The following is a 25,054-nucleotide window of genomic DNA, read 5'->3' as shown; positions in this document are numbered from 1 at the left end:
ACCGGTGGATAGGAGGGCAAAAATTTGTCCGCGCCGATATGGGTCTAGGTGTTTATATGAGCGCGTGGTTGTGGTAGAATGAGTATGGGACATGGCAGCACCTTCTGTTCTGTTTTTGTGGTGAAAACATTGTAACACATTGAGCGCTGCCTGTCCTTTTTTTCTGTCCCACTTCATTTTACCATGAACCCTCGGCTTCATCATGCCTCAAAGGCGCCCTTAATATGGCGCACCCGCCAATCGCCGTGGACGGCATATACCTCTATCACGTCAAAACGGCAGGGACGATCGTCGATCTGTCTCTGCCGCAGATACCAATATGCTGTTTGGACGATTTTATTTCTCTTGCGGAAGTCCACTGCCTGCGCCGGAGTGCCGTACTGCGTTCCGGTGCGCGTCTTCACCTCGACGAAGACCAGCGTGCCGCAATCGTCGGCGATGATATCGATCTCCCCTGTCTTCACACGGAAATTGCGCTCACATATGGTGCAGCCGTGTTCCGTGAGATATTCCGCTGCTCGCTGTTCGCCCTGCGATCCCAGTATCTTATTTCTCACGCTTATGAACTCCTGTCCCCCATATGCCGGTCAATTCGATAAACATGTGCGAGCACCTCTGCGATAGTGCGATAAAGTTCCGGCGGGATCTCCCGGTCGATCTCGAGCGCCATGAGCATATTGACGAGAGATTTATTTTGATAGACGGGAATGCCGTTCTTCTTTGCCTCGGCGAGAATGCGATCCGCGACAAGCGAACGTCCCTTTGCCGTGACGCGCGGAGCTCGATCTTTTTCCACATCGTAGCGAACCGCGACTGCTTTCTGCTCCTGTTCCTCGGACAAGTCGTCTGCCGGCGGAGCGTCCATCATCCAATTTTCCGGCATATCTCACCCATCCTTGCGTTGTAAATCCAATTGATATTATACGCCGTGTGTTCTTTTTTCGTCAAGACGCCGATATCGGCAAATTACAATGCTCCCCGCATTTAATTTGTAAAGAATCGCCGCTCGCCGATCGCACCAATCTGAATGCCCTCGATGACGATCGGCGTATCCTCGGCGGAGGCTCGAATGTCGTCCAGATGACTGCGGAACTCCCATGCGGCGTCCGGATCGGAGAAATAAAGCCGCATATCGACATGTGTTTCCTCATAGATGCGGTTGATCAGCTCCACCGTACCGATGTGATCGGTGAGCACACAGATGCGCAGCCACGTTTCTTTTTTGATTTGCTCGCTGCCCTCATCCTCGTGGGATTCGTCATAGACGTGGATATACGCGGGATACTCCGCCTCGCCCATGAAGAGCGGCATCACAAAGTTCATGGAGCGCTGTCCCGGCTGAGGCGCGGCGTTCTCCCCCTCGAGTGCGCCGCGCATGGAGAGCGCAAGCGCCGCGACGTTCCTGCCGGCGCGCTTATACTGCTCAGCGTTCATCTTGCGCGTGGTGACAATATCCGCCGTCTGCATGAACGCCCATAGGCGCGGCAGGTCGGGCATACGCTGTTCTGCCGCCGCCTGCCGAACCGTCCCCGGGACGTTCTGCTGCACGATCTCTATAAGCTGCTGCAGCTGCTTAGCATCGGCGTCGCTCAGCGTGCTGTTCCGGCTGTTCACGAAATTTTGCAGGAGCTGTACTTCCCGTTGGGAGAGATTTTCGTTTTGATAGAGCAGTGTCTGTGCGGCGGCGCGCATGGTCTGCATCGTCTGCGGCGTATTCTCTAACGGCTGCACCTGTGTGCCTGCGTTCGCCTGCCCGCCGGTCGTTTGTGCTGTACTCTGCGTGCGCTGCGCCGTCCGCTGCTGTGTCGTCACCGCGTCTTGGCGCCCGTTGGTCTCAGGGGCGGGCGTTCCGGCAGGAGACGTATTATCTTTCGGCATTTGCCGGGCAGTCTCTGCTGTCTGTGGACTGCCTTGTGTGCCCTGCTGCGCCGTCTGCGCGGCGGGGGCGGCGTTCTGTATGCTCGCCTGCGGACGCCCGTCCTGCATCCCGGGCTGTGCGGAATCCGTTGGAACTTGCGCAGCTCCGCGCGCGGCTGTACTTTGCTGCACGGGGGAGCCGTTTTCCGGCGTACCTTGCGGCTGTGCAGCTTGCCTAGAAGCCTGCCGCTCCCCCTGCTGTGGTTCTGTACGAACGGCTCCTTGTGCGGCGGCTTCTTGTCCTACGACGGATTGGCTAGGTGTTTCCGGTGTAGTCTGTCCCGCAGCAGTGCCTTGTGCGGAACCGCTGCCAGTTTGCACCTGCGGCGCGGGCTGCGCGCCCTGCTCTGCCTGAGATGCTGCGTTCGCCGACACTGTCGCGGGATTTGCCCCCTGCGACGCAGGTGTCGGCACTGTATTCGCCTGTGCCGGCATTCCGCTCGCACTCTGCGCGTTCCCGGTCTGCGGTGCGCCGGTATTCGTCCCCATAGGCTCACGCGGCATCAGGGACTGCACGAGGCGGCTTAGGAAGCCAAGCGGCGCAGCGCCGGATGCCTGCGTTCCCCCGGACTGCATATTGCCCCCCTGTGCGGACTGCATATTAAGATTTTCGAGAAATGCGCGCAGTTCCTTCGGCAGGAGCTGCGCGTTCCCGGTATCGAGCAGTTGAAACGCGGCTTTGGTCAGCATGACCGGCTCGAACGTGCCGCCCGTTTCCCGTGCAATCGCCGATTTCATCTTTGTCAAAAGAGCCGCAAGCTCGTCGCTCACCTGCGGCGCCGCCCCTGCCTCCGCGAGATTGCCCAGTTGATTGAGCATCCGCGAGAGCGTCGTCAGCTGATCCGTTGAAAACCGCTGACTTGCCGCCGTGCTGCCAAGCCCCTGCGCCAAGGTTGTCTCAAGGGAAAAGGACTGCCTGATGATATTTTGAATCACCGCCTTGAGCTCCTGCGGCATCTGCTCCACGCTCGACTGTTGGCGTCCGCTGATTTTCGACAGAACGTCTGCCAATGTGTCGATCGCCGTTTCAATCGACACGTTTGTCCGTTGACTGAATGCCGCCGACAAATCCCCGCCGCCGCGCTCCTGCACGCCCTGCACCGGACGCCCGTCCGAGATGCGGGAGGGCGCCGCGGGCATCACCGCAGAGACTGCTGCGGCATTCGCTTCCATCGGCATAACGGACACAACCTTCCTAAACTATATTGATTCCATCACCATAGATCGTATCGGTTCGAATGTGCGGCGGTGAATCGGCGTCACGCCCAACGCGCGAATCGCAGCGATGTGCTCCGCCGTCCCGTATCCTTTGTGACCGGCGAACCCATATCCGGGGTATTCCGTATCGTAGCGCTCCATCAATCGATCGCGCGTTACCTTTGCCAGAATCGACGCCGCCGCAATCGATGCGGACTTCGCGTCTCCCTTGATAATGGACTGCGCGGGCATCCTGAGCTGCGGCAGCTCCACCGCGTCGACGAGGACTTCCTCCGGCGCGGGCATGAGTGCCGCAATCGCTTCGTACATGCCGCGGCGCGTCGCCTGTAAAATATTGATGCGGTCGATCTCCGCAGCATCGATGAGCGTCACATGATAGGCAATCGCCTTCTCTTTGATCTCTTCAAAAAGTTCCGCGCGCACTTTCGCGCTGAGTTTTTTGGAATCATTCAGACGCGGTAAATAGAGTTCCTGCGGAAGAATCGCGGCGGCAACCGCCACGGGACCCGCAAGAGGTCCGCGCCCCGCCTCGTCCACGCCCGCGACAAGGATGTGCCCGCGCGCCGCCGCCGCACGCTCATACGCGTACATCGCGGCAAGACGTTCCCGCTCCCGGTACATACGCTCATAGCGGTGCAGGAGAGTTCCGACGGACGTTCGCGTATCCGCGCGGCACGACGCTAAAAAATCCTCCGTCACATCGCCGTGCAAAAACACGCTCTCTATTTCTTTTATCGTCAAATTCATCAAATCCTTCACCGTATACAGTCGCTTGAAGTATCTGTCGTCTCCGCCTGTATCGGCGAGTCAAGCGTCACGCGCCCGAGACGTCCGCTGCGAAAGTCCGTGAGCACAATCTGATCTGCCTTTTCATAGTCGATCCTGCCGCCGCGCACCAAACAGCCGCGTCGCCGCCCGATCTCCTCTAACAGTTCCACGCCCGTGGGCAGATTCTCTGCGAGACCATACCTCGCTCGCAGCGTCGCCGGATTATCCGCATGGAGAACCCGGAGGAGCTGCAAGACGACGCCCCCTACGTCGTAAACCGTATCGCTGATCGCCCCGGTGAACGCAAGACGGAGCGCGGCGTGCGCATCTTCGAATTTCGGCCACAAAATGCCCGGCATATCAAGCAGTTCGAGCTGTGCGCCGATACGAATCCACTGCTTTGCCCGCGTCACGCCGGGACGGTTCTCCACCTTTGTCCGCGCGCCGCCGGAAAGACGATTGATGAGAGAGGACTTCCCCACGTTTGGGATGCCGAGAATCATACAGCGCGCGGCACGCGGCTTCGCTCCGTGTTTTGCGAGCTTTTCCGTACGCGGCGCGGCAAGTTTTTGAATCGCCTGCACAAGTTCCTTCGTACCGCTCCCTTTCACCGCATCCACCGGCACGGCGACAATATCCTGCGATGCAAAATACTGTACCCATGCGCGCGTCGCCGTGGGATCGGCAAGGTCGGATTTGTTCAGCACAATAAGACGCGTTTTCCCCGCGACGATCTCACGCAGCACGGGGTTCGCCGAGCTCATTGGAATCCGCGCATCGAGCAGCTCCACCACCACATCCACGAGCTTCAGATTTTCCTTAACAAGCCGCTCCGCCTTCCGCATATGCCCGGGATACCATTGCAGGCGCGGCATATCGATTGTATTGTTGTTATCAGTCATTATGTGTATTCCTTCCGATGCCTGATTTCACTGGATTTTATCAGCATACGTAAATGTATAGAGCGAGAAAATCATAATTCATCATTATCAGTACTATATCATATTTTAAGTGAAAATCCCACAAACGGGAGACAAATGGGAGACGAGAGCGCAAAATGGGAGACAAAAAAATAAACCCCGAAGCCGAAGCCCCGGGGCGATGAACTACCACTCTATGATATTGTATGTGACGGTCGCGCCCTTGTAGCGCGAGCCGTCAAAGTGTGCAAGTGCCTCAAACCTGCCTTGCTCGTACCCAATCGACATGAGCGCCTTGCCGTCAATCACGGATGCGCCCGCCTTGATGCGGTGGTCTTTGCGCAGGTTGATTTTATACACGTCAACTTTCTGCTCCTCCGGTGGGAGGGGTTGCCCGTCCTTATCCTGCGTGATCGGCGTGACCACAGTCCGATCAGACTTCTCCCGTGCTGCCCGTGGCAGTGTCGGATCATCCTCCTTGATCTGACGCTCAACCACCTGCGCAGCACGCTCCACCGTAGGCGCTGTGACATGGTACGTCACCGTCGGCGCACGCTGTCCCGCTTGTACGTCCGCAAGACGCCGCTGCAGTGTCTCAGCGTTGCTCTTGGAGATGTCGAGCTGCGCCCGCAGTGCCTTAACGTCCTGCGTCTGTTCCTGCGTCATGACAGCAGGTTTCTCCGCCGCCGTCTGCTCCGAGGCGAAACTCCGTCCGAGCGCATACGCAGCGCCGAGGAGCACCACACACAGCATCACCAACAACGCCGCCCTGTATCTTATAACGACAGCCTTCGCCCGATATAGCATGAGCACCCACCCCCTACACATACACGCGCTCCACACCGTACGCGACCGCCGCCTCATGCTCGATACGACAACCGCGTGCCTCTGCATACCCCTGCACGAACACAGCAACATCCGCATCCGCGAGCAACATAAGACCCTTTCCAAGATATGCCAGCGCAACATTCTTAAAACCCGCCGTATGGAACTCATTGGGAAGAAAACTCTTGATCTCCTCTACATCCTCCCCATAAAAGCGCTCCGTAATCTGCGCCAAAATTGCATCACGTTCCGCACGAATCTCTTCATCCTTACGCCCACGCATCGGTTGCGAAATAAAAACCCTCTTCATAATTTTACCTCCAATCAATTACTGCGCCGCATAAAACGCTGCCTTGCCGACAATCGTATCCATCATCTCATAGAGGTTCTCCCCCGGACACGCCGTCGACATGAGCTCCCGATGCCCGACGATGTGATCTCTGTCAATCGGCAGTCCGTAGTCCGTACAGAGGTTGGCAAGCAGCATCGCCGTACTCTCGATCTGCGCATCCGTCGGCTCTGCCTCCTCGAAGTTCCCGCATACGTGGATGCCAATGGTGTGACTGTTGTGCCCGTAGGCATGTGCACCGACCGTCCAGTGCGGTCGTCCCTGCTCTACCGTGCCGTCCTTACGGATGACGTAGTGGTAGCCGATGCACGTCCATCCCTGCGCCTTGTGCGAGGCATCAATCTCTGCCGCCGAGAGGTCGTCATCCGTAGGATTGCCCGTGTGGTGGATGACGATCTGATCGGTCACGCGCCGCGTGGTGAGCTGGTTGTGGTCGATGTCCAGATAGGTCTCTACGATAGGGATGCGTTCCATGTTATTTTTCTCCCTTCTCATCGGGCTTATCGCCCGAAGATTTCACGATGCCGCCTTTGCGGCGTGCCATATCAACAAGTGCCCCCGCTTCCTCAATTCCTGAGTGCTGCATATTCTCGAGGATTGAGATAAATTCTGTGAGTGAGAGATATCCGATCACGAGCGTTGATGCGAACGCCGGGGCATGTGTTTTGAGCAAGATGAAGTCCAACGTCACCGCTGCTGCAACGACAGCGAGATAGGTCAGGATTTTCGGCACAAAACGCTTGCGCATCATATCGCTTTTAATGTATCCCTTACGCCCAGCGTTTCTGATGTTCCAAAATGCTTGCCAAACGGAAGGCTGATCGTTCCCCATATCAACGAGACACTTGCGCGAGAGTGACAGCCATTTTGTCACGAGATCCAGACAGACGAGCGCGACAAATGCGGCGAAGATCTGCGCATGATCTTCGTAAGCTATGGTAAGAGCAACAGACAAGCCTACCTTTGCCCCCCATCCCTCCGTAAGACGCTGAATAACCGGCATAAAATCCATACGTTATCTCCTTTCCGTGCACAGAAAAAGCCGCCACGTATTATGACGGCTTTTCTGCGCTCTTTGTTATCCTGCGGTGTGCTCCACAAGGTAGGCGGCTACGTCCTCACGGTAGACCTCGGGGACGACCTTCTGCCCTTCCTTCTTATCCTCCTCGGAGATTGCCCACGTTCCGCGACGTACGAGGTAGGCGTAAACGGGAATCATATAGCTCCACTTCTTCATTTCCCTTCACCTCCTTTCAATGTGGCTTCGAGCGCGGCGATACGTGCTTCCTGCTCCACGAGCCGCGCTTCCTGTGCTGCCGTCGCCTCAAATGCGGCAAGACGCTCCTCGTCAATAGGCGGCTCCTGTGGTGCTTCTTCGACAACAGGGGCTGGGGGCGCTGATACAGGCTTACCCGTCACGGCATCACGGATGTACCCCGTTCCGTGCTCCCCGCCGCCGCGATTGCCGACGTAGTGATGGTAATCCTCTTCTGTAATCGGGACGTAGCCGCCATCAAGATAGGATTGCCGCTCTTCGTCCGTTTGATAGTGGACGCCTTTGCATACGGTCGCAGTGCGGCGTCCTGCGTCGTCAAATTTTGCTAGATATTCCATAACTGGGTCCCCCTCCTTGTTAGTGACCTATCGCGATAAACTGAACCGGGTTTCCGTTCTGTGGGGTGCCAAGCTCGTCAGGCCACCACGCTGCAACAAACTGGGCATTTGAGGCAGTTTTAAGCGTGACCCCATATTCGTAGCTTACGCTACCCCCCGTTATCATGAATGCTTTATTAGGAAACTCAATGGGGAACGCATAGGACCTAGCGGCACTTGACAAGCCGTCAATCGTACCCCACTGTATGATGAGCCCATTTGCGAACTTGACCCAGCCATTCTGGGCGATCGAGCTTGCCACGATGCCACCCGTATTCTGTGCAGTGATTTTTCCGAGGATGTCAGCGAGCGACTTTCCACCAAGCTTGCTGGCATTATCGGCTGTTCCATTGAGGTTCCCTTCTACTCCTCCTTTTGTAATCACCTTCCCGTTCGTGAGGTAATTTCCCGTACGTGTGTCGATCCCGCAAGATACCTGCTTGTTACACATGTCGTAAAATCCAATGCCGAACCAACTTGCAATAATGAGATTTGCATCCTGTGCAGCGATCGGATCACCTACATCTTTCTGCCCGGGCCAAATCCCAGCGCTTGTAACCCCTCCCGTGAAATTTAGAGCTTTGCCCAGATTGAGGTTCCCGCTCATCGTGTCGCCGCTCTTGCTTACCTTCTCGGCGATCTTATTGAGGATTGTCGTCGCAAAGTTTGGATCGTTCCCGATTGCCTTTGCAAGCTCCTGCAAGGTGTCAAGCGCTGCGGGACTGGAGTTCACGAGAGCTGCGATTGCTTGTGCCACGAAGGCAGTGTTTGCAATCTGTGCGGTGTTCGTTCCACGTGCGGCGGTCGGTGCGGTCGGCGTGCCCGTGAGAGCAGGGGATTCGTACGCATCCGCATGCAGGTGCTTCTTGTGTACAGACTTCTCTGGATGATCGAGCTCGGCGGCGGTACGGTGATCATTTACCATTTTCGCCGTTGCCAGCCCCGTTGGCGTAATCACCGCCGTAACATTTGCAGTGTTGCTCGTTACGATGTCAAATTGATATGTCAGTGTAACGGGCGAGGCGACACGCTTATTCGGCATGGTATCCGGTACAGAGTCGATACACACAAGATACAGGATTTCGCCTATGTCTGGATCTGTTGCATAGATCCCCATCTCAGATACTAAAAAACTGTTTTCGACATTGGTCGATGATGCAATTCCGACCGTTTTACAAACAGTGCTGTCCTCCTCGCTGACTGTACAAGAGCTGATACCAAATACAAGCTGCGGGTTTTTGAGATCAGTCATACGATCAACCTCACCTGGCGTTACGCTGCCATTCCCAATTTTCATTTTTGTGAGAGCTAGCTTACACTTGCCCGCCTCGACTTTTGCGCGCAGCTCTGCCCCTTTGCGCGTGAATTGTTGTTCCGACCAATTACTCATGCAGTATGACCTCCTTATAAACTGACACCCCTGCACCGTGATACGTTCCACTACGGATGACCGAATCTTTTATGCGTGGCGGCGTGATGTTGTACACCTTGTTTGTTGAGATTGCTGCCCCATGGTACAAACCGATTTTCGCGGGGCGCGAAAATCCAATGCTCTCGAGCCAACTTCTCTCATTTTTGACAGCGTCGACAATGCGGATTACACGGTCAATATCCGCTGTGCGAACAATCGCCGGTCGCACGAAATGAATACGGAAATAATACGGTCGCCCTCCGTACTCAAACCACTCGCTGACCTCACCGCTCGCATAAACCATCCGCAGCGCTATCATGACCGCTTTTTTTGTTCCCTTGATACGATGCATCGCAATCGACTGTTTGACCGCACGCCGTTTTTCGTCAAGGTTCAATTCTACATCGTAAAAATCAACGCGCCACTGCCATGCAAGCATATCAATGATATTTTCCGGCAATTCGTCGATATGTGCGATGATCGCATCAAGGCGAAGTGTATTCGCAATCCCTTTCAACTGCGGGGCGATAGCCCTTGCAGCGGCCCTCACAGGTTCATGTTCCAACAGGTTCGATGGCATGATGTCGGAGAGACTTGTGTTTCGCACGTTTTTATCCACGCTCAAGTCCTCCATACGTTATTTTCTTTGTTCCGACGACTGCGATTGCCGTCTCAGTGACCGCCGCAAATTCAGGTGCCGTTATGACAGCTCTCTTCGCTCCTGCCGCACGAATGCAATACTGCAGTTCGGTGGGGTTGATATCCCGCCCAATCTTAGAGCGCTGCCAAACAACATAGTCCTCAATGGACTTCTCCACCTCGGACTTGATTGCGGCCTCACGCGCTGCGTCTGCCTCGTCAATGTAGTATGTGAGCTCAAGGTTATAGCTGATCGTTGTCGGTGCTGACACAGTGACCTTGTCCGTCAGCGGCCGTACATCATCGGTGTCAACAGCCTCTCGTACTTCGCGCAGCACCTCGTCCCCCGGCAGGGTTCCTTTCTGTAGGATTGGGTAAATATTGACCTCTCCCGGCTTCGGCGATGTTACAGCAACGTCAACAATGAGCGCCGATGCAGACTTTGTAAAATACGCATACGCCGCAGCTGGTCCCGCAACACTAAAATGTTCTGGTGCTTCCTGTATGCGCGTACGGAACGCCTCATCATCTTCCACATCTGCACCGCCCTCCGAGGTCGTTGTGTTGACGATAGTCTGCACATATGGCACAGGATCGACAATCGTTTTGATTTCCCCCGGGGCATAGCCATTGCCGCCCTCCCCTACATTGGCACACGTCCCGCTCACCGTCGCCGCAGTCTCCCCTGCAAGGATAACGATGTCTTTGTCCAGTGCAAAAAACACGCTCTCCGATGCGCTGATGCGCGTCCCCTTCGGGACAGTGACCGCATTCGGACGTGCCGCCGAGAGTGTGATCTTAAATTGTGCTGTAGCCGCCACGGCAGGAATCCGCCATGCCCCGACCAAGATACCGATATGATCGAGATATTCACCACGCGAATACAGAAGAAGGTTCATCTTCCCTGTATAATCGATGAGCGTCCTCTGATGCGCAATCACGCTTGCGATGCTCTCCAAAAAGAGCCGAACCGGATCGCCATGTGCGAGCGAGCGTTCCGCCGCGCGCTCATATTCGGCGATGACTTCCGCTTTGACCGTTTCGGTATCCGTCTCGACAAAGTCAATATCGCGAATACTCATACATGAATCACCACCTTTACACGAGGAACAATAACGCCCTCTACTCCATCTCCCGTAAAGTCTACAGAAACAACCTCGGCGCGCGGCTCATATCGTTCGACGTTCTCGATAATCTCCGTCGTGAGGATCGCATGGATACGGTTCACAGGTTGGTCAACAATCGACGTATCCATCCCAAAATTGCGGTCAAGTGGTACGGATCCGCGCCGCGTTGTGAGGATTGTCCGCACATTCTGTATGACCTCCTCTGTCTCGCTCCTCGGAGCAAAAGTGATGCCGGGCGAACCTGTTGCAATGATCTCGGCGATCGTCATAACTTACCTCCCAGATGTTTTTTTATAAGTTCAGCGGACTTATCCTCAATGACTTTCTCTATGTTGCCGTACTGCCTGATAACATTCGTCGCCTTTTCAATGAGCTTTCCTGCATCATCGTAGTACTTCACAGCTTTCTTGACCGCATCCATGAAGCGGTTTTTCTTTCCCGCCTTTTTCTGCTCCTGCGTCTGTTCCTCAAGTTGCTTGGTCACAACATACTCTTTCAGTGTCAGATCAACCTCTGTGGCAAGAATATTCCCGTGATTGTCGTAATACTTGATAGCTTCGCCGACAGATTCGACAAGCCACTTGTTCCTGCCCATCTTCTGCCCACCGACGGTAAAGGTCAGTACTTTCCCGCTCTCACAGTATTCAATCAGCTGTTCAACTTCCTCGCGCGGATTTACCCCTCTTTGCGCGTGGAGTTTGATCTTTAGGCTCAGCGTCTGGAGATCGGGACCGAGATATTCTGTGAACGGCTTCTGCCCGATAATCTCATGTCCAGCCGTCCGATTCTTTGCACTACGTGTGAGGTCGTCAAATGTGTGTACGTCATTCCACGCCGACACGCGAAAAGATATGTCGCCCAACGTACCGAGTCCGCCCGATTTTGCAATTGCAGTTCGGAGGGCAGATTGCAGCGAATCCCATATGCTCATCACTATCCTCCTACAAACACATTCCCGCTTCCCGTCGTATGACTTCCTGACTGCCCGCATGACTGACAAGTGGTTGCATCGCCAATACGTATCACAGGCTGACCATTGCAAAACACAGACGCGCTACCGACAACGCTCTCAAAGATACCTCCATGCAGGCAGTTCGTCGGGCCCGTGTCATGCAGACGATGCAGCCCCTTTCCGTTGACGAATACATTGCTGCTCGTCACGCTCGCTGTACCAGTTCGGCCATGCGGACAGCACGGCAATCCCTTGTTGCATACGCCTGTTGTCTCATCTCCGTCTCTTACTGCTGATGGCATTGCATTACCCCCTAGTTCAACGAGATTGTCCGCCCGTTGACGACAATATCCCCCGTACACCGGATGGTCAGGCCGCCCGTCGCACGGTCGAACTCCACAAAAGAACCGTCGCCGAAATCAATGCGACGTTTCTGCGCGTCGGCAATTGTCGGAGGATCACTCTCAGAATAGTACGAGCCGAGACAGATGCCCGCATTATGTCCGTTTGGCAGCATGAGACAGCAAACCTGCTCGCCCACATCCGGCAGCCAATAGTCGCGGTTCCCACTGCTCCCACGCACGAGCACGGGGAGCATGTCGGAAACAAGATTATCCTTGTCTTCGAATACGACCTTGACCGCCATCTCCGCCGGATGTATGGAAGATACGCGACCCATACGGATGAGGTTTTTGATATGCGGATCAGTAGCCATTCAGACACCTCCTTAGATCCACGCTCAGCCCGTAACCTCCGCCGATGCTGTGGCTTCCCTTCGTGATGATGTATTTACCGTCGACGGCGTGAAACCCCTTGAGTGTGACGGTATTGCCCGCCAAGAGATCGAACGAACCCATGAGCGTCAGTCCGATGGTTGTCTCCTCACAGTTCTTCTCGCGCAGTTTCTTTTTTGCCAGCTTTTCGGCGGCGGCGATGCTCTCCACCTGCTCATTGACCTGCAGCACCTTCCCCGTCTTTGACGCATCGGGGGTAAATGTATATTCAATGTTGATGCCCTTCTTCGGGTTCGCATACTTGACGCGGCACGCTTTATAGATATCCCGCGTCTTGGAGCGGATTTGATAGCTTTTGATATTCGAGCCCTCGCGTTGTATGGTTGCAATAGGCTCCTGCTGTTCATACTCCGCCTCATCGAACACGACAATCTTGCCATCCGTGATTTTCAGTGCAAGCCCTGCATCCTTGCAAAGCCGCAGGAGAAACGCAAGATCGGATTCCTCTGTCTGCTCCGCGCGGTCAAGTTCTGGGTCATCGTCAACACCATAGTACGGCTCCATTCCCGCCCCTGCAGCAACGTCGCGCAGGATGACCGAGAGTTTCGTCTTTTCCCAGCTCCGGTTGCGCTCAACGCCGCGCAGTGTGTTATTGTCCGGCACGGATACCGCCTTGATTTTGACCTCATGCGGCACCCCTGTCATCTCGATCTCGTCAATCTCAAAGATGCCAAGGTCAAGCTTTTTCTCGCCCTCATCATCCGCCGCCCAATTCTGCGAAATGAGGCTGATGGTGAGCGTCGCCCCTTTCTCCGGCAGCCAGTCGCCCTCCCAGAGCTCTGTCATGTCCTCGAGTGTGAGGCTTACATCGTCTGCGCAGCCACTCATAACGTCGTTGTAGGTGACGGCTTTCAGATATTTGGCGAGGTCTTCCGATATATCCTTTGCGTTGTAGAGTACCTTCACCTTGATGTTGCGCGCAATCATACAGCTATCTCCTCCACGGCGGCAGGCTACTCGGTATTGGTGTCGTGACCTCGGGAATAAGGAGAGTGACCCCTGCCGAGAATATGACGGTATTCAGATGGTCAGGATTCGCGTGCATGAGTAGCGCTGTATAACGCTCACTGCCAAGCTGATCTCTTGCGATCATGTCCCACTCATCGCCGGATACGGTCGTGTATGTCTTAGGCAAAGCTCACGCGCCCCCTCTCGTGCTGAATTCGTGCCAGCGCCTGCTTTACGGCGTCGTCGATTCCCTGCTGGATCTGTGCAATGACACTGCTGTCTGCGTTGCCGTTGATCGTGATCGGCGCGGAGATCGACAGGCTGACGCCTCCGCCACACTGCGGCAAAAGCCCCATCATTTCGCCCGTCTGCCGCCAGAGCGAAGCAGCGCGCGCAGAACCGTCGATCGGAATTGCCGCCTCGGGTGAATCCTCTGCAAAGGTTGTCAAAAATGCGCCATGTCCGTAGATGCCTCCGCGCGCATTTGCGGAGATATCAACACCGGATGCCGCTGCGGCGTTGCTGTCTCCGCCGCTGATAAAATTAACAACCGCATCGATTGGGTGCGACAGCACCTCTTTCAGCCCTTCCCATTTCTCTTTGACCCACTCGACCCCCACACCGATTTTCTCCTCCAAAAAATCAACGAACTGTATAACAGCTGCAGCAGGGTCATCCCAGAGGAGCGTGAACCAAGCCTTAACCGCTTCCCAGTTCGCTATGATGAGCGACACAGTATAGATCAGCGCGGTAATTGGTCCCCCTATAAAAGAGAGGATTGCGCCCGCAGGGCTCTCCCACATTCCAACGAAAAACGTTTTGACCTCTTCCCAGTGCATATAAAGTTCATACCCGATGGCAATCAGAGCGGCAACCCCCATGATGACAAGCCCGACGGGGTTAAGACTCATAGCAAGATTCAACGCTGTTTGCGCGAGTGTCATGGCGCGTGTCGACAAACTTGCAGCTTGAAGGGCCATGGAAAGCACCGAGATCCCTGCACCGACCTTGTATGCAACAAGCAGGAACGTGACTATTTTTGCCATCTCCGCCATCCCTGCAATGATTCCGGGATTCTCCTGCCCCCACGAAATAAGTCCATGCACAAGTTTGCTGATCGCCTCGGTGCCATCTTTGATGTACGGAAGCAGGACACTTCCGAGATTGATGGCAAGCTCTCCTGCCGCATTCTTCATAAGCTGCAGGGAGTTCTCTGTTGTCTCACACCGCGCCTGAAACTCCGCATTCATAGATCCGCCGTACTGTGCTGCATCAGCCACCTTGTTAAAATTCTCCTCCAGCCCCTCAAGATTGCTGAGAAGCGGAGCGATTGCACCGATGGATTCTTTACCAAACAAGTCTTTGAGCACGGTTGCCTGTTGATCTTTATCCAGCGCCCGAATAGCTTTCATTACGTCGATGATTGCATCTTTTGCGTCCACCTGCATCCGTTTTGCCATCTCCGTCGCATCCATACCTAGCGATGCGAATGCGTCAGCCTGTGTTTTTGTTGCGCCTTCTCCAGCAGTCATGCCGAGCACAAGATTCTTGATACCCGTCGCCGCAATCTCCGAGGAGACACCGGAGCCGACAATCGACGCGCCGAGCGCCGCAATCTCACCGGACGCAACACCGCCGACCTCGCCGAGCGGCCCGATGCGTGTAATAACTTCGGAGATAAGCGGCGCGGATGCGGCAGTCGTATTGCCAAGGTAATTGACCTTATCGGCGAGTGTAACCACCTCATCTTGATTCATCTTAAACGCCGTGCGCCATTTTGCCATCATGTCGCCCGCTTGTTCGGCGGTGATATCAAACGCAACGCCCATTTTTGCAGCGGATTCCGCAAATCCAAGCAGGTCTTCTTTCGCGATGCCCGCCTGTCCGCCCGAGGCGACAATCTTTGCAATATCCTCGGCGGTCATTGGCAGTGTGCGTGTCAGCTTTAGAATATCCTGCTGCATGTCCTTGAACTGTTGCGGCGTATCAAAGTCAACGACCTTGCGCACGTCCGCCATTGCAGACTCAAAATCAACGGCCGCACCGACAGCAGACTGAATCCCGCCCGCGATTGCCCCAAAGGAAACAGCCTTTGCCGCTACGCCCATCGCCTTAGAGAGCATACCGCCGCTTTTTCCGTCTGCCTGCTCCCCAATGTCCGCCCCCGCGGCCTTTGCGCGCAGATCAGCATTCTTGAGCAGCGCACTGTTGTACTCCATGAGGTTCTTTTTCATTGCCGCCATATTTGTTGCATAGGCTTTTTCGCTCGTAAATCCACTCTCAAAAGACTGATTCAGCAACTTCTGTGCGCGCTCGGTCTCTTTGACCGCCGCTTCCAGTTTCTTCGCCTCAGCTTTCAGCTGTGCAAGTGATTGCGATGCTTTTTGTGTAGAGCCTGTGAACGTCGAGCCGAGCTTTCCACTGATCGAAAATGCAAGCTCCATCAGCTTTCCCATAGACCCGCCTCCTTTCGTATGCTATAATATGTATATACAGATCGATGTGCGGAGGTGCTATTATGTTTGATGCATTGAACTCCTTCTTTCGTTGGATTCTTATGACACTGTTCTTGATCTTCTGTCTTGTGTTTGTTCTCGTCACAGGAGTATCTGATGTTCTCAAGACGGTTTTGTCAGAGCCGCTGCTCCTTGCATTCGTTCTCCTCGGTTCGGTCGGTGTTGTGCTCGCGGTCCGTCAGTACAGCAAGTACCAGAAAGCCTATTTTGAGAGGCATCCGGAACGTAAAATATAAATGATTCCATGATAAAAGCACTTGCTGTGAGCAAGTGCTTTTATCATTTCTCCATGCGGCGCCGGATCTCTTCACCCCAGTCGATGAGCTCTGCAAGTGTCAGTGACAACCAAAATTCAACAGGTGTGTATGTGACCTGTGACAGATAGAGGACCGCACCGCGAATCAGCGTGCTTGGACTGTGACCCCCATCAAGGTCAATCAGTCCCTGCCGAGCAAAAAATTCTGCACCTCAATCGTGACCTTCACGAAATCCGGTGCGCAGAGCTGATGGATGACCTCGATCGGCACGTTGGCGGCAAATGCCGCCACCTGCGCCTGATAGCCCATCGACAACGCCGGAACAACATTATCCGGATTGCCGCGCTGTGCGGCGTTTGCCTTCATGAGGTCGATGCCGTTCAGCCCATCGAGGTCAATGTCCAGCTCCTTATATTCCTGCTCTTTGTAGGTGACAGGCTTTGCCAGTGTGATTTTCATACGATCTCCCCTCTTACAGTCCAAGCGCTGCGCGAATCTCCGCCATGAAGTCCGTCCCGTTGATACGGAACACGCGCGCGAACTTGTCAATCTCAACGCGCGTTTTCCCGTCGACAGACACCTTGAGATAGACGCATTCCATCGTGTTGCTCGACCCCGTCGTTGCTCCCGTCTCGAACTTGCCGAGTTCTCCGGACTTCGGCAGGACGCGCACCTTGACAACGACAGGCACCTGACGGATACGCCCTGTGGCACTGTCATAATGCGCCTGTGCGCCGCGACACTCGAGGTCATGTGCACGCGGCGCCATGAGCTCCGTGAGATCTTCGTTGACCGTGCGCCAATTGAGTTTGACCTCCATGGAGCTCGTCATGCCCATAGTCGGCATATCAACTTCGCCCGCGATGCCCGGGCCCTTGATGGTATCCGTCAAGTACTCAATGCTCGGCAACTCAATGTCCGCCGTTCCGAGCAGCAGTTTGCCGTCCTTAAAGACAGCATAGTCGGTCAGTTTGTCCCGTACTACGTTATAAGCCATTTACGCTCCCTCCTCAGTCTCCGAACAGCGTCTTGATGTACGACGGATCATATTCCTGCACGAACTCAATATCACGTGCAGGCGACGGCGGTGAAAAATAGACATGGAAGCGCAGGATACCGTCCATGAGGTCCGTTGTTGTATTCTCATCCTCGCGGAACTCTACGCGCCCGCCGAGGATGTAGCCGCGTGCTGTGAGCCCGTTCAGCCAGATGTTCGCACTGTCGACGGTAGTCGAGATGAGACGCTTGTTCATCGGGTCGTCGATCTTGTTCCAGAATGTCGTGATCAGCGTGTTGTTGATCCAACAGAACATACGGCGAATCGGGATAAAACTGTCTTTGACATCGGTGTTGCCGGGATAGCAGCTCATACGATTGCCCCATGCGTGCCAACCGCCTTCGTTGATTGCGGTGACAATGCCCTGCCCGTTGAGGTAGGCGCCGGTCTCTACGTCAAGCAAAACCTCTGCCCCGCCATCAACTACCGTCGCATCACACTTGATGTTCTCGTTCGACGGCGACTTGTACGGCACATCGTCGTTCTTCGCATCCGTTGCACAGATCACGCCTGCAAGCTGCGTCGACATGTGGTACTGCGTCTTGGAGAGTGCTACCTTCGGCCAGCACGCAACGAGCTGCGGATCCACAAAGTTGTTCTTCCGCTTCCATGCGCTCACGTCCGTGTACTTCTTGGCCTCCTTGATGGAAATATCCGCAAGAGCAATCGCCTCAAAGCGTGCATTGATGCGCGTAGACTTTGCGATCATGGCCGCCGCGACCTTGCTGCTGTCCGACCAGCCCGGCGCAAGGGTGAGCCCCGGAATCAGTCCGAATTTCGGATAGACCTGCGCCACGAGCTCAAGCCCGGAATATGCACCCGTCTGCGTATCGACACCGCCAACAATGTCGTCCGCTGTGACTTTCTCCGGCGCAAGTTCGTCATAGTCGAGATAGAGCGTCGCCGCGTCATGCACCTCGCCGCCCGAGAGTGCCGTAATCACAAGTGCACCGTCCGCTCCGTATGTCGCCGTATAGTCAACGCCCGCCGTAAGCGGCTGCCCCGCAGATGCTTTCTTGACCTTCAGTGTCGAGAGAATCACGGCTTTTGCGAGTTTCCCGACGTGCTCCGTGAGCGTGACGGTCTGATCGGTGACAGCGTTCTTATGCTTCGCAGGGTCAAGGACATTCACGAAGACCACCGGTGCGACATTGTAGAGTGCAAACTGCGACTTCATGAACTCGCAGAGCGTATACTTCTGCCAATCGTCGGAATAGCCGAGGGCTGACACCGCCTCGTCATACTTATAGCAGAGAAGCGGCGTATTTGGCTTTGCCGCATCTGCCGCCAGATGCACCGGCGCCGTTCCGAACACGACAGGAAGCCCCGCGCCGATCTGGGTCATCGGGACGAGGGATGTCGGCACCTCCTGCCCGTAGATACCGTGTTTATAGCCTGTTGCCATTACCCTTCACCTCCCATAATCTGCTGTGCAGCCATATAGCACGCCGTCCCCGGCGTGTTTACGTCCGCCCGCGCCTTCACGCTGTCCCCGACAGGGACAACCAGCTGCATAATGAGCGGATATTTCTCCTTGAGCGGCGCAAACACCGCATCCGTATCACCGAGATAGACCCGATTCTGCACAAGCCCGAGGCTCGTCACACTCGGTCCCACATACATGACCTGCGTAGCACTCGCCCCTGCCGGCTCTTGTGCTTCCGAAACCTTGACTTCAGTCTCATCGTTTTTCTTTGCCATCGTTACACCTCAATTTGTTGTGTCAAATACTGGTTGATGCTCGCCCCGGGGCGGCCGAGCGTATAGGACAGTTCCATATACGCCCACCACTCCGGCCATGGTTGTTCCTCTGGTATCAGCGTCTTTACGGGGAGTTGAAGCATATACATGCCGTCGATGACTGTCTGTTGCTCCACTGACTGCCGTACGATCTCCGCCATGTGGTAAAGATCGAGGTGCCCCTTCTCCATATCTGCGCTGTACGTCATCATGAGGAGTTGGAGCTTCACCACAGAGCCTTCATCCGTGTCCGTGATTTCCACAGGTCGAATGACGATGTACGGATCTTGCTTTTTCTTCTCCTCATTACTTGTGACCTTTGGCAAAAAACCGTCACGGACGATAAGACGGTTCGTCGCGATCTTCTCATCAATCGGGCAGTACTTAATATCGTCGAAATGCTGTTGCAGGAAGTCCGCCAACGCTCGAGCACATCCGATCGGTGTCATTCCATCACCTCCAATCTACGCATGACCTCGTGTTCAAAGCGCGTCTGAAAGACCTCCTGCATACGCTCTTGCACACCTTTACTGACGTTTGTCTCCCCCGCCATCTGCGGAACAGACGGACCAAACTCACGCTGAATCGGTAGACGGGATTCGGATGCTCTATGATAGAGCCCCGCCTTGCCCACAGCCATGAAAAAAGAGCGAGGCAAAATACCGCCACCGCCCTTCTTTACTTGTGCATATGCGCCTCTGCGCGAAATCCGCACACGAAAGTTCGTGAGGTCAATCGGAGATCCACTGATTGTAACAGCGGCCTTGAGGCTGCTTTTTGCAGCGCGCTTGATGCACACCTGTCCTTTGATGTCGGATGCCCGAATTGTATAGTGCTCTCGAACCCCTTTTGACACGGCGGTTCGTCCTGCGATCACTGCGCGATTGAGTGCCGCCGCCGTCGCTTGTTCTACAGCATTCGGTACTTTCCCCAACGCTTTCACCGCTTTATCGATAACTCGCACGTCAACCTCTACGCTCATATCGCCCCCGCCTCCAGTGTCAATGTGAGGATGCCCATATCGTCCGTTACATCATCGATACGGTACATCTCGCCGTTGACCTCAATGACGTTGCCATGCACAACCGGCGGAATATCGGCTTTACGAATATGCAGAACCAATGTGCGCGCATCGATTCCCTCGAATGATGCGCTGCGCCCGGTACGCTGAACATATTCTTTCGTTGTCAGCCCCTCAAGGACGGCCTGCACCGCCATTCCATTGACTGTGTGCATCTCGGCGAACTCGTCCGAATTCAGAAACACGCCGAGGTCATCCGCAGCCTGCTCCCGAAAGGATTTCATGCCTTTTTGCCGCGCATCTTTTTCGCGGCGGCCGCAGGGTCCACAGAAGGAAGTTCGGCAGGTGCGAGATCTGTGTCCTCTGCTCCCGTATCCTCTCCGTCATTCTGCTCTGCCCCCGTATCCTCCCCGCTCTGCTCCTCCACAGGCATGGTCATGTCAGGAAGAGAGACGACGCCCTCCATAAGGAGTTTTTTTGCGGTACCTTCAGGAAGATCAAGCTCCACGCCCACAGCATGCAGGATGCTCCCGACAGTCACATAGCCGTTCGTTACAACAACCTTCATCGTCCGTCACCTCATTTCGCCTTGATGTATGCCCAGTCGTCGACAAACTCAGGAGCGAGCAGGAAACGGCTGTAGAGTGTGAGGCTCATCGTGTTCGCCGACTTCGATGCGGCATACTGCGGCACATAGAGACCGGAATAGGTCTCAAAGCCTGTTTCCGTGTCATTGATGAGCGTGACGGCCCCGTGCAGCTGACGCCCGCGCCCCGGTACGCCGATGATAACATCATTCTCACCAAGGAACGGGACGGTCTTGCCCGCATCGTTCGTGTATGTCTCCATGTAGCTGTAAACCTCGAGGTTCAGCGACTGGATGAGGCCGATGCGTGCAACCTGCGGACTCTCGATACGCGGCTGGATACTCGCCATAGAGAGATTCGCATTCGATGGAACAGCAAGCCACTTCATGATCTCATTGTTGCCAAGCATGTAGTCCGCGATGTTCTTGCCAACGATTGCAACGGTCGGAACAACCCCCGCATTCTCCTGAATGAGCGCCGATGCGTTCCGCAGGTCGCTGTAGATGCTCGCATTCGGCTGATCCCATGTGGTCGACGGCGTGATCTTCTGGCTCCAGTCAAAGGCAATCTTCGCAGTCTTCACCGTCGTGCCGTCGTCTGCATATCCGTTGATCGTGTATGCACCTGTCGTCAGAATCTCCGCCGCCATCTGATTCTTGCGGTTCATGATCATCGCCTGCATGTCGGCAAGGTCGTTCGCCTGAATCTCCGTGGCACGCTGGGCGGGCGTCTTTGTCGAGTAAACTGTCTCGCCAAAACCGCGTTGCTCAATATCCTCCGGACGTACCGTGCGGCGCGGCGCAACCATCGGCGGCTCGTAGATGTCCACTGTCGATCCCGTGCGCGCGACATTGATGCCGTGACCGCCCTCCACCACAAACGGCGCGAGACGGCGTCCGCCCTTGCGGTACTCGACGGCAATCTTCGTCGTGACCGCCGCCGTCGGAATCTGCGGGAAGAACGTATCGACCAGCAGTGTTGCCGGCGGCTTGATGCGCTCCATCGCCTGCATGAGCGAAATCGTGTCTTTCAGTCCAATAGCCATACTGTAACCTCCTTACTTCATGGACGTGAGGAAAATCCCCGCGTCGCGCAGTTCCTCTTCATGTGCTGTCACCGTGTCCCCCGATGCCGCAATCAGCTTCTCACGGTTGAAATAGCCCGTGATGTACGCCGTTCCTGCGGTATCCGCGCTCGTCGCGTTGATGTCCTCCGCCGCGACTGCGACCGCCTTGCCGCCCTTTGCGGCGACGGCGTACTTGCCGCCCGTCACGCCGAGCAGTGTTCCGCGCTTGACGTTCTGCCCCGATGCGAGCGTTACGTTGCGCGTGAGGACTTCGACCTCTGCACCGCCGAAAAGCCCGTCATAGGCGACACCCGCCATCGTCTCTTTGATTGCCATATCCTTTACCCCCTGTTCTTGTTCGCGATCGCAACAACTTCATCGATGTCGGCCTGTGTCTGCTCTTCCTTGTCTTTCGGCTGCGGCGACGGTGTGACGGCAGATGCGCCCGAGTTCAGATGGTCTTCGATCAGCTTGCGAATCTCATCTGCGACATTGCGCGTCTCTACCGCGCCCTTGACCGCTTCAACATATGGCTGGACCTGCTCCACCGTGCTGCCGTTCTCCTTCGCCAGATTGACAATCTTCGTCACCGCCGCATTTGTACGGTCATCGAGCGCGTCCAGCGCAAGAAGGCGCGCACGCTCAGCCTGCACGACATCATCCGCCGATACCGTCGGCGCGGGTTCTCTATCGCCCTGTTCCTTTGCCGTACCGCCGAGCAGGTCTTTGATCTTGTTCAGCAGATCATTTCCTCCTGTGTTTGCTCCCATAGGTATCACGCTGTCCTTTCTGTTCAAAAGTTCTCTCACCTTATCCGCGTGCCTGAATTTCCCCAGGTCGCAGGATACGGAATTGACGATCAACAGACCGTCTTTGACGCAGTTCGTCACTGTGCTCTGTTCGTCGATCTGGTCAACGAATCCATAGGCAAGTGCCTCCTGCGCCGTCATCCACGTCTCATCATCCATCATGGCGGTGAGCTCCTCTGCTGTCAGATGTTCGCCCGTGCGCTTTTGATAGACGTTTACGATTGTCTCGCGAACGGTGTCCAGCACATCCGCTGCCGTGCGCATCTCTGCCGCATCCCCCACCGTAACGGTTGCGGGGTTGTGGATCATATAGAGCGCGTTCGTCGGCATGATGACGGTATCTCCCGCACAGGCGACAATCGTCGCTGCACTCGCGGCAAGCCCGTCAATCCGCACCGTGACACGCCCACCATACGTACGCAGCTGATTATAGATGCTCTGCGCCGCGAATACGTCGCCGCCGGGACTGTTGATACGCACCGTGAGCGACTTCCCTCCGAGAGCATGAAGCTCCTCTGCGAAAAGACGCGGTGTCACATCATCACTGCTCCACGATCTATCCGAGATCGCACCATAGAGCAAAAGCTCCGCATCCGCGCCTGCATCGTTCTTGATCTCCCAAAATCTTCCCATCGTATCACCTCCTTTCATGGGAAATGTGCATCAAAAAACCCGCTCATTATTGAGCGGGTTTATTTTCCTCTTCCTCCAACAGTCCAAGTTTCTTCTGCAGCGATCTCTCATAGGCGATCTGTTCCAGATTCTCCTCATAGTCTGAGCCTGTCATCTCTGCCGCCTCGCGTTCGAGCGTGCTAAGTCCGTACTCTGTGCGCAGGCGTGAGCCGTTCACGTCCTTCACAGGGTCAAGGATGCTCATTGTGGGGCCGAACCATTCTGCATTGCACCATGCGGCACGCGTGAGCGGATCGTCGAAAAAGCCCGGTGCGTCAATGCGCCCAAGTGCGACCGCCTCCGCAAGCCATACCTCATAGACGGGCTGACAGAAATCGCGCGCGAACCACACGCGCCGCATCCGGTATTCGTCCCACGCCTGCAAGAGTGCTGCACGGCTCGCACTGTATGAGCTCGTGAAACTCTTCATGAGGACTTCGTAGGGCTGCCCCAGCGCCGCGCCGATTTGCTTGACAAGCTCCTGCGTGAATACGCCGAAGGTGCTCTGTCCGTCGCCTGAGTTGACTGATTTCACGTCCACACCGGACGGCAGAGCATTGAGCGTACCCGGTCCCAGTGCGTAATCATTGACATTCACAACAGGCTCGTTCGGATCTCCGTCATAGGCACTCCCGAGCATGCTGTTCAGTGTCCCTGATACGTTCGATGTCTGCGTGAAAAACAGTGCAAAAAATGATTTCACAATCGCGTTTGCAAGTTCCGCTGTCGTGAACCTGCTCATCTGTTTCAGGGTTTCGAGCACAGGTGCAAGGTACGGGACGCCGCGATATTGATCTGCGCGCACGTCATGGCAAATTTGCAGGATGTTCGGCAGTCCTGTTCCATCACCGAACGCCTTGATTCGTATCCATTCCGGTGCCCCCTGCGTGTCAATGTGGTCATACGGCACTTTGTTGCATACCCAGTATCCGGCAATGGCACCGTCTGCATCAATCTCCACTCCGGATATGATGCGATGCCCCGCCATCGGCGCACGCATCTCAACGCTTGTATAATTTGCAAGTCCAGTATCAAGCGGGTTGCTCACGCGGTTTGCTTCGATCAGTTGGAGACGCAGGCTGTACGGCGCAGTTTTTGCCGGTGGCTTTCGCCGAAAGAGCGCAAATGCATCGCCGTCGATCAGATAGGACAGATAGGCGATGTACTGCAGATCGTAGAAGTTGTTGCGGCGGTAAATGTCGCAGTCCTTCGAACTTGCCCACATCTGGAACTCCGCCATCACATCGCGAATCCACCGCCGCGCATCATCCGGACGCATGCCGAGTTGCTTAAAGCGCGGGCGCGGGAAGAGTGTGAGGCCTGTCCCAACGGCGTGCGTTGCACTGGACTGTATCGCCGCCGCGCCAATCGGCGTATTGATTGCTGTATCCGCTGCACGGTTGCGCAGCGGATTGAGATTCTGATCGATGTCGGACTTGCTTGACAGCTTCCAAGGGTTCCATGTTTTGAGGATGTTGTTCGTCTGCGATGCGCCGCCTTCGCTGTACCCGCTGTTCTGGATATTCGGACGCTGCGCCCCACTGATGCGGCGCTTTTTCCTTGCCATCTGTTCACCTCCCGTCTACAAACACAACACGCTTACTCATGCCGCGCATATCCGGCGCACTGCCGTCGAGCGTCGCTCCTCCTGCAATGAGGCTGTCAATCGCCGCACGAATCGTCGAGAGATTCGCCCTTGTCAGCGTACGGTTTCCGATGGTGTACGACTGCCCCGATAGGACGGCACGTTCTGCCTCGAGGTATTGCACAAGGCGCTCGTTCTGTATCTTATTTGCCATTCGTATCAC

At 55.4% G+C, this 25,054-nt stretch carries 36 protein-coding genes; 1 reads left to right on the top strand and 35 read right to left on the bottom strand.

Features of this window, described 5'->3' with window-relative positions; all coding sequences use genetic code 11:
• From HMPREF1147_RS12350 to HMPREF1147_RS11065, 22 genes are all read right to left on the bottom strand, one after another.
• Positions 1–204, bottom strand: a 204-nt coding sequence (locus tag HMPREF1147_RS12350) for a hypothetical protein (protein ID WP_232208092.1), incomplete at its 3' end; no start/stop codon positions are given.
• Complete coding sequence (locus HMPREF1147_RS11160; RefSeq protein WP_009348946.1) at positions 201–557, bottom strand: YraN family protein; 357 nt, start codon at positions 555–557, stop codon at positions 201–203. The genes HMPREF1147_RS12350 and HMPREF1147_RS11160, both read right to left, overlap by 4 nt.
• A gap of 2 nt (positions 558–559) precedes the next feature.
• On the bottom strand, positions 560–883 hold the full coding sequence (locus HMPREF1147_RS11155; RefSeq protein ID WP_009348947.1) for an EscU/YscU/HrcU family type III secretion system export apparatus switch protein: 324 nt from the start codon (positions 881–883) through the stop codon (positions 560–562).
• A 101-nt stretch (positions 884–984) separates the two neighbouring features.
• Positions 985–3,096, bottom strand: a complete 2,112-nt coding sequence (locus HMPREF1147_RS11150; RefSeq protein ID WP_009658924.1) for a hypothetical protein — start codon at positions 3,094–3,096, stop codon at positions 985–987.
• Between the two features lie 21 nt (positions 3,097–3,117).
• Entirely contained in the window at positions 3,118–3,882 is a 765-nt protein-coding gene (locus HMPREF1147_RS11145; RefSeq protein ID WP_198003000.1) for a ribonuclease HII, read from the bottom strand.
• An 8-nt stretch (positions 3,883–3,890) separates the two neighbouring features.
• Entirely contained in the window at positions 3,891–4,805 is a 915-nt protein-coding gene (gene ylqF, locus HMPREF1147_RS11140) for a ribosome biogenesis GTPase YlqF (RefSeq protein ID WP_009658965.1), read from the bottom strand.
• 204 nt (positions 4,806–5,009) lie between these two features.
• Positions 5,010–5,576: a hypothetical protein gene (locus HMPREF1147_RS11135; protein ID WP_009658914.1), complete on the bottom strand. Its 567-nt coding sequence runs from the start codon at positions 5,574–5,576 to the stop codon at positions 5,010–5,012.
• 67 nt (positions 5,577–5,643) lie between these two features.
• Entirely contained in the window at positions 5,644–5,931 is a 288-nt protein-coding gene (locus HMPREF1147_RS11130; RefSeq protein WP_198002999.1) for a hypothetical protein, read from the bottom strand.
• A 45-nt stretch (positions 5,932–5,976) separates the two neighbouring features.
• Entirely contained in the window at positions 5,977–6,471 is a 495-nt protein-coding gene (locus tag HMPREF1147_RS11125; protein WP_009658972.1) for a peptidoglycan recognition family protein, read from the bottom strand.
• 1 nt (position 6,472) lies between these two features.
• Positions 6,473–7,009, bottom strand: a complete 537-nt coding sequence (locus tag HMPREF1147_RS11120; protein WP_009658954.1) for a phage holin family protein — start codon at positions 7,007–7,009, stop codon at positions 6,473–6,475.
• 66 nt (positions 7,010–7,075) lie between these two features.
• Positions 7,076–7,234, bottom strand: coding sequence for a CD1375 family protein (locus HMPREF1147_RS11115; protein ID WP_009658966.1), 159 nt, complete (start codon positions 7,232–7,234; stop codon positions 7,076–7,078).
• Entirely contained in the window at positions 7,231–7,611 is a 381-nt protein-coding gene (locus HMPREF1147_RS11110) for a hypothetical protein (RefSeq protein WP_009658927.1), read from the bottom strand. The genes HMPREF1147_RS11115 and HMPREF1147_RS11110 overlap by 4 nt, the downstream gene beginning before the upstream one ends.
• 19 nt (positions 7,612–7,630) lie before the next feature.
• Positions 7,631–9,040, bottom strand: a complete 1,410-nt coding sequence (locus HMPREF1147_RS11490; RefSeq protein WP_009658923.1) for a tail fiber protein — start codon at positions 9,038–9,040, stop codon at positions 7,631–7,633.
• Positions 9,033–9,695 carry a phage tail protein I gene (locus HMPREF1147_RS11100; RefSeq protein ID WP_232208091.1) on the bottom strand — a complete coding sequence of 221 codons (663 nt, stop codon included), beginning with the start codon at positions 9,693–9,695 and terminating at the stop codon, positions 9,033–9,035. Before HMPREF1147_RS11100 ends, HMPREF1147_RS11490 begins: the two co-directional genes overlap by 8 nt.
• Positions 9,673–10,782, bottom strand: a complete 1,110-nt coding sequence (locus HMPREF1147_RS11095; protein ID WP_009658961.1) for a baseplate J/gp47 family protein — start codon at positions 10,780–10,782, stop codon at positions 9,673–9,675. Before HMPREF1147_RS11095 ends, HMPREF1147_RS11100 begins: the two co-directional genes overlap by 23 nt.
• The gene (locus HMPREF1147_RS11090; RefSeq protein WP_009658934.1) at positions 10,779–11,096 is read right to left on the bottom strand and encodes a GPW/gp25 family protein; all 318 of its coding nucleotides are present in this window, start codon (positions 11,094–11,096) and stop codon (positions 10,779–10,781) included. Before HMPREF1147_RS11090 ends, HMPREF1147_RS11095 begins: the two co-directional genes overlap by 4 nt.
• Positions 11,093–11,758 carry a phage tail protein gene (locus HMPREF1147_RS11485; RefSeq protein WP_009658946.1) on the bottom strand — a complete coding sequence of 222 codons (666 nt, stop codon included), beginning with the start codon at positions 11,756–11,758 and terminating at the stop codon, positions 11,093–11,095. The genes HMPREF1147_RS11090 and HMPREF1147_RS11485 overlap by 4 nt, the downstream gene beginning before the upstream one ends.
• A gap of 2 nt (positions 11,759–11,760) precedes the next feature.
• On the bottom strand, positions 11,761–12,081 hold the full coding sequence (locus HMPREF1147_RS12455; RefSeq protein ID WP_037351560.1) for a PAAR domain-containing protein: 321 nt from the start codon (positions 12,079–12,081) through the stop codon (positions 11,761–11,763).
• A gap of 11 nt (positions 12,082–12,092) precedes the next feature.
• Positions 12,093–12,494: a phage baseplate assembly protein V gene (locus HMPREF1147_RS11075; RefSeq protein ID WP_009658926.1), complete on the bottom strand. Its 402-nt coding sequence runs from the start codon at positions 12,492–12,494 to the stop codon at positions 12,093–12,095.
• Entirely contained in the window at positions 12,484–13,500 is a 1,017-nt protein-coding gene (locus HMPREF1147_RS11070; protein WP_009658955.1) for a phage late control D family protein, read from the bottom strand. The genes HMPREF1147_RS11075 and HMPREF1147_RS11070 overlap by 11 nt, the downstream gene beginning before the upstream one ends.
• Positions 13,501–13,504: 4 nt before the next feature.
• Positions 13,505–13,708 carry a hypothetical protein gene (locus HMPREF1147_RS11820; protein WP_071530723.1) on the bottom strand — a complete coding sequence of 68 codons (204 nt, stop codon included), beginning with the start codon at positions 13,706–13,708 and terminating at the stop codon, positions 13,505–13,507.
• Entirely contained in the window at positions 13,701–15,977 is a 2,277-nt protein-coding gene (locus HMPREF1147_RS11065; protein WP_009658916.1) for a phage tail tape measure protein, read from the bottom strand. Before HMPREF1147_RS11065 ends, HMPREF1147_RS11820 begins: the two co-directional genes overlap by 8 nt.
• Before the next feature lie 62 nt (positions 15,978–16,039).
• On the opposite strand from HMPREF1147_RS11065, the gene HMPREF1147_RS11060 reads away from it, so the two are divergent.
• The gene (locus HMPREF1147_RS11060) at positions 16,040–16,273 is read left to right on the top strand and encodes a hypothetical protein (RefSeq protein ID WP_009658967.1); all 234 of its coding nucleotides are present in this window, start codon (positions 16,040–16,042) and stop codon (positions 16,271–16,273) included.
• 201 nt (positions 16,274–16,474) lie between these two features.
• Here HMPREF1147_RS11060 and HMPREF1147_RS11055 read toward each other — a convergent pair whose 3' ends face one another.
• The 13 genes from HMPREF1147_RS11055 to HMPREF1147_RS10995 are packed head-to-tail and all read right to left on the bottom strand — an operon-like array spanning position 16,475 to position 25,045.
• Positions 16,475–16,753 carry a phage tail assembly protein gene (locus HMPREF1147_RS11055; protein WP_009658947.1) on the bottom strand — a complete coding sequence of 93 codons (279 nt, stop codon included), beginning with the start codon at positions 16,751–16,753 and terminating at the stop codon, positions 16,475–16,477.
• Positions 16,754–16,766: 13 nt separating this feature from the next.
• On the bottom strand, positions 16,767–17,291 hold the full coding sequence (locus tag HMPREF1147_RS11050) for a phage major tail tube protein (protein ID WP_009658933.1): 525 nt from the start codon (positions 17,289–17,291) through the stop codon (positions 16,767–16,769).
• A 13-nt stretch (positions 17,292–17,304) separates the two neighbouring features.
• The gene (locus tag HMPREF1147_RS11045) at positions 17,305–18,756 is read right to left on the bottom strand and encodes a phage tail protein (RefSeq protein ID WP_009658971.1); all 1,452 of its coding nucleotides are present in this window, start codon (positions 18,754–18,756) and stop codon (positions 17,305–17,307) included.
• The gene (locus tag HMPREF1147_RS11040; protein WP_009658952.1) at positions 18,756–19,052 is read right to left on the bottom strand and encodes a hypothetical protein; all 297 of its coding nucleotides are present in this window, start codon (positions 19,050–19,052) and stop codon (positions 18,756–18,758) included. The genes HMPREF1147_RS11045 and HMPREF1147_RS11040 overlap by 1 nt, the downstream gene beginning before the upstream one ends.
• Before the next feature lie 2 nt (positions 19,053–19,054).
• Entirely contained in the window at positions 19,055–19,540 is a 486-nt protein-coding gene (locus HMPREF1147_RS11035; protein ID WP_037351558.1) for a hypothetical protein, read from the bottom strand.
• Positions 19,537–20,073, bottom strand: coding sequence for a phage tail protein (locus HMPREF1147_RS11030; RefSeq protein WP_009658948.1), 537 nt, complete (start codon positions 20,071–20,073; stop codon positions 19,537–19,539). The genes HMPREF1147_RS11035 and HMPREF1147_RS11030 overlap by 4 nt, the downstream gene beginning before the upstream one ends.
• Positions 20,070–20,396 (bottom strand): sugar ABC transporter ATP-binding protein, encoded by a 327-nt coding sequence (locus HMPREF1147_RS11025; protein WP_009658959.1) that lies wholly within the window; start codon positions 20,394–20,396, stop codon positions 20,070–20,072. The genes HMPREF1147_RS11030 and HMPREF1147_RS11025 overlap by 4 nt, the downstream gene beginning before the upstream one ends.
• Complete coding sequence (locus tag HMPREF1147_RS11020; protein ID WP_009658921.1) at positions 20,393–20,680, bottom strand: hypothetical protein; 288 nt, start codon at positions 20,678–20,680, stop codon at positions 20,393–20,395. Before HMPREF1147_RS11020 ends, HMPREF1147_RS11025 begins: the two co-directional genes overlap by 4 nt.
• 11 nt (positions 20,681–20,691) lie before the next feature.
• Positions 20,692–21,744 (bottom strand): major capsid protein, encoded by a 1,053-nt coding sequence (locus tag HMPREF1147_RS11015; RefSeq protein WP_009658917.1) that lies wholly within the window; start codon positions 21,742–21,744, stop codon positions 20,692–20,694.
• Between the two features lie 12 nt (positions 21,745–21,756).
• On the bottom strand, positions 21,757–22,101 hold the full coding sequence (locus HMPREF1147_RS11010) for a head decoration protein (RefSeq protein ID WP_009658930.1): 345 nt from the start codon (positions 22,099–22,101) through the stop codon (positions 21,757–21,759).
• 5 nt (positions 22,102–22,106) lie between these two features.
• A complete protein-coding gene (locus tag HMPREF1147_RS11005) occupies positions 22,107–23,207 on the bottom strand; it encodes a head maturation protease, ClpP-related (RefSeq protein WP_009658941.1) in 1,101 nt (366 codons plus the stop codon).
• 46 nt (positions 23,208–23,253) lie between these two features.
• Positions 23,254–24,813 carry a phage portal protein gene (locus HMPREF1147_RS11000; RefSeq protein WP_009658945.1) on the bottom strand — a complete coding sequence of 520 codons (1,560 nt, stop codon included), beginning with the start codon at positions 24,811–24,813 and terminating at the stop codon, positions 23,254–23,256.
• A 4-nt stretch (positions 24,814–24,817) separates the two neighbouring features.
• Positions 24,818–25,045 carry a DUF6148 family protein gene (locus HMPREF1147_RS10995; protein ID WP_009658937.1) on the bottom strand — a complete coding sequence of 76 codons (228 nt, stop codon included), beginning with the start codon at positions 25,043–25,045 and terminating at the stop codon, positions 24,818–24,820.
• Between the last annotated feature and the right edge of the window lie 9 nt (positions 25,046–25,054).

The organism is Selenomonas sp. FOBRC9, assembly GCF_000287655.1.
In the GTDB taxonomy this organism is placed as follows: domain Bacteria; phylum Bacillota; class Negativicutes; order Selenomonadales; family Selenomonadaceae; genus Centipeda; species Centipeda artemidis.
Note: the sequence above shows the minus strand (reverse complement) of the source record. Positions and strands in the feature narration are given on the sequence as shown.

Bases quoted from the DNA above. Each gene is read 5' to 3' on its own strand.
- HMPREF1147_RS11155 (WP_009348947.1), bottom strand. From the start codon at position 883: ATGCCGGAAAATTGGATGATGGACGCTCCGCCGGCAGACGACTTGTCC.
- HMPREF1147_RS11150 (WP_009658924.1), bottom strand. From the start codon at position 3,096: ATGCCGATGGAAGCGAATGCCGCAGCAGTCTCTGCGGTGATGCCCGCG.
- HMPREF1147_RS11145 (WP_198003000.1), bottom strand. From the start codon at position 3,882: ATGAATTTGACGATAAAAGAAATAGAGAGCGTGTTTTTGCACGGCGAT.
- ylqF (WP_009658965.1), bottom strand. From the start codon at position 4,805: ATGACTGATAACAACAATACAATCGATATGCCGCGCCTGCAATGGTAT.
- HMPREF1147_RS11135 (WP_009658914.1), bottom strand. From the start codon at position 5,576: ATGCTGTGTGTGGTGCTCCTCGGCGCTGCGTATGCGCTCGGACGGAGT.
- HMPREF1147_RS11130 (WP_198002999.1), bottom strand. From the start codon at position 5,931: ATGCGTGGGCGTAAGGATGAAGAGATTCGTGCGGAACGTGATGCAATT.
- HMPREF1147_RS11125 (WP_009658972.1), bottom strand. From the start codon at position 6,471: ATGGAACGCATCCCTATCGTAGAGACCTATCTGGACATCGACCACAAC.
- HMPREF1147_RS11120 (WP_009658954.1), bottom strand. From the start codon at position 7,009: ATGGATTTTATGCCGGTTATTCAGCGTCTTACGGAGGGATGGGGGGCA.
- HMPREF1147_RS11115 (WP_009658966.1), bottom strand. From the start codon at position 7,234: ATGAAGAAGTGGAGCTATATGATTCCCGTTTACGCCTACCTCGTACGT.
- HMPREF1147_RS11110 (WP_009658927.1), bottom strand. From the start codon at position 7,611: ATGGAATATCTAGCAAAATTTGACGACGCAGGACGCCGCACTGCGACC.
- HMPREF1147_RS11490 (WP_009658923.1), bottom strand. From the start codon at position 9,040: ATGAGTAATTGGTCGGAACAACAATTCACGCGCAAAGGGGCAGAGCTG.
- HMPREF1147_RS11100 (WP_232208091.1), bottom strand. From the start codon at position 9,695: ATGGAGGACTTGAGCGTGGATAAAAACGTGCGAAACACAAGTCTCTCC.
- HMPREF1147_RS11095 (WP_009658961.1), bottom strand. From the start codon at position 10,782: ATGAGTATTCGCGATATTGACTTTGTCGAGACGGATACCGAAACGGTC.
- HMPREF1147_RS11090 (WP_009658934.1), bottom strand. From the start codon at position 11,096: ATGACGATCGCCGAGATCATTGCAACAGGTTCGCCCGGCATCACTTTT.
- HMPREF1147_RS11485 (WP_009658946.1), bottom strand. From the start codon at position 11,758: ATGAGCATATGGGATTCGCTGCAATCTGCCCTCCGAACTGCAATTGCA.
- HMPREF1147_RS12455 (WP_037351560.1), bottom strand. From the start codon at position 12,081: ATGCCATCAGCAGTAAGAGACGGAGATGAGACAACAGGCGTATGCAAC.
- HMPREF1147_RS11075 (WP_009658926.1), bottom strand. From the start codon at position 12,494: ATGGCTACTGATCCGCATATCAAAAACCTCATCCGTATGGGTCGCGTA.
- HMPREF1147_RS11070 (WP_009658955.1), bottom strand. From the start codon at position 13,500: ATGATTGCGCGCAACATCAAGGTGAAGGTACTCTACAACGCAAAGGAT.
- HMPREF1147_RS11065 (WP_009658916.1), bottom strand. From the start codon at position 15,977: ATGGGAAAGCTGATGGAGCTTGCATTTTCGATCAGTGGAAAGCTCGGC.
- HMPREF1147_RS11060 (WP_009658967.1), top strand. From the start codon at position 16,040: ATGTTTGATGCATTGAACTCCTTCTTTCGTTGGATTCTTATGACACTG.
- HMPREF1147_RS11055 (WP_009658947.1), bottom strand. From the start codon at position 16,753: ATGAAAATCACACTGGCAAAGCCTGTCACCTACAAAGAGCAGGAATAT.
- HMPREF1147_RS11050 (WP_009658933.1), bottom strand. From the start codon at position 17,291: ATGGCTTATAACGTAGTACGGGACAAACTGACCGACTATGCTGTCTTT.
- HMPREF1147_RS11045 (WP_009658971.1), bottom strand. From the start codon at position 18,756: ATGGCAACAGGCTATAAACACGGTATCTACGGGCAGGAGGTGCCGACA.
- HMPREF1147_RS11040 (WP_009658952.1), bottom strand. From the start codon at position 19,052: ATGGCAAAGAAAAACGATGAGACTGAAGTCAAGGTTTCGGAAGCACAA.
- HMPREF1147_RS11035 (WP_037351558.1), bottom strand. From the start codon at position 19,540: ATGACACCGATCGGATGTGCTCGAGCGTTGGCGGACTTCCTGCAACAG.
- HMPREF1147_RS11030 (WP_009658948.1), bottom strand. From the start codon at position 20,073: ATGAGCGTAGAGGTTGACGTGCGAGTTATCGATAAAGCGGTGAAAGCG.
- HMPREF1147_RS11025 (WP_009658959.1), bottom strand. From the start codon at position 20,396: ATGAAATCCTTTCGGGAGCAGGCTGCGGATGACCTCGGCGTGTTTCTG.
- HMPREF1147_RS11020 (WP_009658921.1), bottom strand. From the start codon at position 20,680: ATGAAGGTTGTTGTAACGAACGGCTATGTGACTGTCGGGAGCATCCTG.
- HMPREF1147_RS11015 (WP_009658917.1), bottom strand. From the start codon at position 21,744: ATGGCTATTGGACTGAAAGACACGATTTCGCTCATGCAGGCGATGGAG.
- HMPREF1147_RS11010 (WP_009658930.1), bottom strand. From the start codon at position 22,101: ATGGCAATCAAAGAGACGATGGCGGGTGTCGCCTATGACGGGCTTTTC.
- HMPREF1147_RS11005 (WP_009658941.1), bottom strand. From the start codon at position 23,207: ATGGGAAGATTTTGGGAGATCAAGAACGATGCAGGCGCGGATGCGGAG.
- HMPREF1147_RS11000 (WP_009658945.1), bottom strand. From the start codon at position 24,813: ATGGCAAGGAAAAAGCGCCGCATCAGTGGGGCGCAGCGTCCGAATATC.
- HMPREF1147_RS10995 (WP_009658937.1), bottom strand. From the start codon at position 25,045: ATGGCAAATAAGATACAGAACGAGCGCCTTGTGCAATACCTCGAGGCA.